Raw genomic sequence first — 6,000 nt, forward strand, 5'->3', positions numbered from 1 at the left:
TTATTTTTAAAATGAGATGGCTGCTTCGAGCACCAGCCCATTGAATTTTCCTCCGTCGATGTCGCCATGTGCAGCACCTTCGTATTCCTGGTTCACGTAATCGAGCTTCACCAACACGTTGTTTACCATGTACCAGCCGCCACCAATATTAAACCGGTTTACTGATGAATCGTTATTGTCTGATACCTTGTTGAGGCGAGTGCCAACATAAAAACTTCCCAATCTGTAGATAGCCTGCAGGGCTGTTTGGGTAAAGTGCTGGTCGTTTCCACCCCGAACACCTTTCATGTTTTCGTAAATTCCAAACAGTTCGAGGCCGTGGAATTGTAGAAATAAATTGGCCATGTAACTGTTCATTTCGGTTTGTCCGCTTCCGGGCGACCATCTTCCTGAACGGAAATTGTCTCCCTCGGCATCTGCCGTTTGCATTACATTGTAATAGCGTGCACCGGCACGGTCGCCGTCCCACAGGTATGAACCACTGTGGCCTTCGCCAACATGATATCCGGACAGGGTGCCCCGCACTCTCAGGTCGTCAGTAAGGTAATTATCGTATCCCAGCTTCCAGTTAAAAACAAGGTCTTCACCAATATCATTTCCGCGTCCGTAGTTCATGCGCCCGTTGTTGGTCCCCACAAGCGCCAGAAAACCGTTTTTGCGAAACAGAATTTCCAATCCGGGGTTTGTAGTGTAGGCATCCATAATCCAGTTGCCCACAAACGGATTATTAATTACAAAAGCATTGTTGCTGCGGTAAAAATGGGCATCGCCATAGTTGGGCATCATCACACCAGCTTTTATGGTAAAATTTTTCATCAGGTTGTTGGCCGATGGCAAAAACGGAAATTTGTCGATGGTGAGATAACCGCCCTCAACCCATGCATCGTTGTGGTGGCGCGATGACATGTAGTTATTGATATACAACTGGATACCTGGAGCCAAATCTGCAGTGATATTCAGATTTGCAGTTGGAAGGTTAAAGTTATTTTTCAAATCAATTAACTCAACTGGTGCTTCGTGGTCGAGCATTTGCAACTGTAAGGCAAAATCACCTCCTATTTTTACTTTCAGGCTTTCAAATTCTTTGTCATCTATTTGCGGTTTTTCAAATTGCTGTGCAAATACGCCAAGGCTAAACAAAACGGCCAGGCCGGTTAAAATCATTTTTGTGTTCATCTTCCTTTTAAATTTTAATTGTTTTGTACTAATTCTGTTTTCTGAATTTTATTTGTTTTTCGCAGAAAGTTCATCCCTGCTTTTATTGAATTTGAAACTGTACTTCACAGTAACTTTATCGTCAGTTTCTACTGCACCAAACATGGCTGTTGGAGGTTCAATGCCAAAATCGGTCATTTTTAACGTGGCTTCTCCCATTACAGATAACTTGTTGCCTGAATCGAGCTGGTAGTCGGAAGTGACATTCACTGTTTCCGATTTACCTGCAATGGTTAACGTTCCGGTCAAATCAATTTTACCGTCCGCAAGTTTTGCTGCATTGCCCTGGTTCATTTGAAACTTTATTTCCGGATGTTTTTTTTCCTTTAAAGCATCGTGTGCTTTGTTGTTCATTATCCGTTTGTCGCTCAAAATGTCTGCTACTGCGCAGGTAAAGTACACCGACGAAATTTCCGTGATGTTACCTTCATTCATTGTAATGCTGGTTTCACCACTAAAAGTTTCAGCTACCATCTCCCAGTCGTGTAAGTTAGAAGTCCCCGAAACTGTTAATTCACTGTTCTCTTTGTCTAAAATAAAATCTTGCTGAGCGGTTGCAACTATCGAGAAAGTTGCGGTTAAAATGCTCAATGCGAGATATCTGAAAGCATTCTTTTTCATTGTTATAAAATTTAATTTACTATTCATCCTATTCATCCTATCAATTTAGTAGGACAAAGTAATAAAAAGTATTCCGAAAAAATGTGGGATTAGAAAATGTTTAAAAGCAGATTTATTAAACTATTAACATTGGAGATTTGTTATCATTCTGTTTGTCAAAGCCTTTCAAAACAAGTCTATGTGTCTGAAGTTTAGTTCAATATAAAATACGAAGAAATTTTACCTCAAAGGGATAGAATAGAGATATTCAAAATTTGGGAATTTTTGTCCAGTCTATTGTATATTTATCATAGGTGAATTTAACTTTGTATCTTTATTGTAGTCTGTTAATATAGTTCAGGCATTGTGTCAGTCATTTTGGTAGCACGGGCAGTAAGATTAAGAATTAATTCAGCAGCAATAAAGAATATTTCAGGTGCAGAGAGCAATTATAATACTACTTTTCATTTTATCAATTAAAACGGTTGCCCAGGTAAAAACCACTGGCACACCCTACGTTGTTAATTACAATAAAAGTGTGTACAGCGCAGGCACCCAAAATTGGGGAATTGCGCAGGATGAGAATGGATTTATGTACTTTGCCAATAATGATGGCATTTTACGTTTCGACGGGTTCCACTGGGATTTAATTGAAATTTCACGGTCCGCCCCGGTAAGATCAATTGCTGTTGATGAAGAAAACCGCGTGTTTGCAGGCCTGAATAACGATTTTGGCGTGTTGCAGCAAAACGGTACAAATCCTCCTTCTTTTCAAAGCCTCCGGCACTTGCTGCCCAACCCGGATATTGAATTTGGAGAAATTTGGAAAATTCATGAAATCCCGCAGGGAATTGTTTTCCAGTCTTTCGATTACCTGTTCTTACTCAACAATAATCAAATTGAAGTCATAGAACCCCAAAGCAGGTTTCATTTTTCTTTTAATGTTAACGGTCGTCTGTTTTTACATGAACCTGAAGTTGGGCTGTTTGAATATATTAACGGAATGATCAATAAAGTTCCTTGGGCAGGGGATTTGAAAAATACTGAAATCTGGTCGATATTGGAAATAAAGGATAACCACCTGCTAATTGGAACAAGAAATAACGGGATCTACAAGTTTGAAAACGGAATACTTAGCAGATGGGCTACTCCGGCTGATGAATTAATTTCAAAGAATAAGTTATTCAGCGGCTCAAAAATTATGGATGACCAATTTGTATTTGGGACGATTTTGGATGGAATTGTTATTACCGATACCGATGGTAATATTTTGCAGCACATCAATCGCGCCAGAGGGCTGCAAAACAACACGGTTCTAAGTGTTTTTTCCGACAGGAAAAATAATGTATGGCTTGGGCTCGATAATGGAATTGATTAAATTGAAATTAATTCGCCACTGAGTTTTATTACCGAAAATGAGGGCCTGGGAACTGGTTATTGCAGCAAGGTTTTTCAGGATAAACTCTATTTGGGAACAAACCAGGGATTATATGTAAAGTCGTTTACTAATTTTTCGGAAAGTGAAGAAACTTTTAAGCTGGTGGAAAATACTGTCGGGCAGGTGTGGTCGCTCGATATTTTTGACGATCAGTTAATTTGTGCCCATAACTCAGGAACTTTTCTTATTCAAAACGACCGTGCTGTAAATATTAGTGAAGAAGAAGGGGCATGGAAATACATCAGGCTAAAAGAAAACCCGGATTTGTTACTGGGGGGCCACTACAACGGGCTTGTGTTGCTGCAAAAAACATCAACTGGCTGGGCTTTTTACAAAAAAGTGAAAGGGTTTAATGAATCGAGCCGGTTTCTTTTCGAGGATGACAAAGGAATTATTTGGATCAGTCATGGCGGGAAAGGAGTTTTCAGGGTACGGCTGAACGAAACAAAAGACAGTGTTGTTCAATACCGCATTTACACTGAAACCGACGGCCTGCCATCAAACGAAAATAATATTTTATTTTCCCTGAATAATGAATTTTTCATTTCTGGTATCGATGGTATTTATAGCTATCAGGAATCTTCTGATTCTTTTAAAATCTATGAACAGTTTAATGAGTTATCTTCCCTTAATGGTCAGTTGCTAACTTTAAAAACCGACGAATCGGGAAATATATGGTTTATCGCCCAGAATGAGTCGGGTGTGCTGCGCCGCAACGAAGACCTGAATTATACTAAAATAACGGCTCCTTTTAAGCAGCTGGACGACAAATATGTGAACGGTTTTGAGTTTGTGTATCCGTATAGTAGCGACCATGTTTTTTGGGGGTTGGATAATGGATTTGCCCACTACTCGTCAAAAATTCTTAAATCCTATTCCGAAGAATTTCAGTGCTTCATTACAAAAGTGGAAATGCTATCTGTCGATTCTACTATCTACTTTAATCCAAATTATTTAAATGTTGATGTTGAAATACCTTTCAGAAAAAACGCGCTCAGGTTTCATTTTGCCTCTCCATTTTTTGAAAATTTGGAACAACTGCAGTTTAGCTATTATCTGGAAAATTATTCAGAAGAATGGTCGGGCTGGACATCGGACAGTTACCGCGATTTTACCAACCTGCCCGAAGGGGATTATACCCTGAAAATAAAAGCAAAAAATATTTATGATGTTGAAAGTGAGGTGTCTGCATTTAGTTTTACAGTACTTCCTCCCTGGCACCGCTCTCAGTTGGCCTATTTGGCCTACTTCATTTTTAGTGTTTGGCTGATTTTTCTTATCTATAAATTTGTACTCTACCGAATTGAATTGTCGCGGAAAAAAGAGGGACTAAAACATGAAGCAGAACTTCAGAAAAAGGAAGAACAATTCCAGCATCAGGCATTGGTAGCCGAAAAAGAGATTATCCGGCTGCGAAATGAAAAACTTCAAAATGAAATCCTTCACCGCGACAAAGAACTGGCAAATCAAACCATGAATATCATTCATAAAAATAAGTCGTTTCTCCAAATCAAAGAAGAAATACAACATTTGATGAATAAAACTAACGACAGCCAGCTTAAATCCAAACTGATATCATTGAACAGAAAGCTGAACAAAGAGATAGATAACAAACAACAAAATCAAATATTCGAAACCTATTTTGACGAGGTGCATGAAGATTTTTTTAAACATTTAAACCAAAAATTTCCTGATTTATCACCACGGGAGATGAGGCTTTGTGCGTATATAAGAATGAACTTAACGTCAAAAGAGATTGCTGCTTTGTTGAATATAACTGAAAGGGGCGTTGAAATCAGCCGCTATCGTTTACGGAAAAAACTGAATCTTTCGCGTGATACCAATTTATCTACCTTCTTATCTAACATCTGATGCAATTACTTCTCTCATGTAATACCCCTTTTCTTTTTTTGTAGTATTTGTTTTATTACGCATCCTAATTTTAATATACTTATAATCAACATATTATATTTATATTGATGTATTTTTGATGTATTTGCATTTACAGGTTGAAGTATTTTTGTAGCGTTGTTACTTATGGTATACCGGATTTAATGCTGCATTTTTGGATTTAATATTTTTAAAAATTTTGTAATAAAAAATGTTAAATTGAATCCTATGAAAAAAATTCTTTTTTTCTTTTTATGTTCGCTTTTTACGCTCGGAGCATTTGCGCAGCAAATTACACTTAACGGTGTAGTAACTGCGGCAGATGACGGACAACCCTTACCGGGAGTGTCGGTAGTCGTACAAGGAACGACAAATGGTACAGTTACTGATATTGATGGAAATTATCAGTTGGAAGTACCGCAAGATGCAGTTATCCAGTTTTCTTTTATTGGTATGAAGTCACAGGAAATACCGGTAAACGGCCGCACTGAGATAAACGTTGCACTTGAGAGCACTGCTTTTGACGTGGATGAAGTTGTGGTAGTTGGTTATGGTGTACAAAAGAAAGCCTTAACCACCGGTTCTAACCTGAATGTTCAAGGTGAGGACATTGCGGAAATGAATACTGGTACTGCAATGGAGGCTCTGCAAGGCGTGGCTCCAGGGATAAGTATTACCAGAAACAATGGCGCACCTGGTTCAGGTACCAGGGTTACCATTCGTGGTTTGGGAACAATCGGTAATTCAGATCCATTATATATTGTTGACGGAGTCGCCGTTGGAAATATCGATTATTTGAATGCTTCGGACATTGAATCCATTGATGTTTTAAAAGATGAAGCATCTGCAGCAATTTA

General features: G+C 38.6%; 5 protein-coding genes. 3 read left to right on the forward strand and 2 right to left on the reverse strand.

Translation table 11 applies throughout. The features are described 5' to 3' along the window. Positions 1-6: 6 nt before the first annotated feature. Together ACTCNA_RS11855 and ACTCNA_RS11860 are read right to left on the reverse strand one after the other, a co-directional pair. A complete protein-coding gene (locus tag ACTCNA_RS11855) occupies positions 7-1,176 on the reverse strand; it encodes a hypothetical protein (protein WP_462948131.1) in 1,170 nt (389 codons plus the stop codon). Positions 1,177-1,224: 48 nt separating this feature from the next. Then, positions 1,225-1,836 (reverse strand): YceI family protein, encoded by a 612-nt coding sequence (locus tag ACTCNA_RS11860; protein WP_462948132.1) that lies wholly within the window; start codon positions 1,834-1,836, stop codon positions 1,225-1,227. 415 nt (positions 1,837-2,251) lie between these two features. On the opposite strand from ACTCNA_RS11860, the gene ACTCNA_RS11865 reads away from it, so the two are divergent. The 3 genes from ACTCNA_RS11865 to ACTCNA_RS11875 form a co-directional block, all read left to right on the forward strand. Further along, on the forward strand, positions 2,252-3,193 hold the full coding sequence (locus ACTCNA_RS11865; RefSeq protein WP_462948133.1) for a hypothetical protein: 942 nt from the start codon (positions 2,252-2,254) through the stop codon (positions 3,191-3,193). Between the two features lie 90 nt (positions 3,194-3,283). After that, positions 3,284-5,125, forward strand: a complete 1,842-nt coding sequence (locus ACTCNA_RS11870; RefSeq protein WP_462948134.1) for a helix-turn-helix and ligand-binding sensor domain-containing protein — start codon at positions 3,284-3,286, stop codon at positions 5,123-5,125. A 246-nt stretch (positions 5,126-5,371) separates the two neighbouring features. Next, a partial coding sequence (locus tag ACTCNA_RS11875) for a carboxypeptidase-like regulatory domain-containing protein (protein WP_462948135.1) occupies positions 5,372-6,000 on the forward strand: 629 nt, incomplete at its 3' end.

The sequence above is a fragment of the Tangfeifania sp. genome (assembly GCF_055108615.1).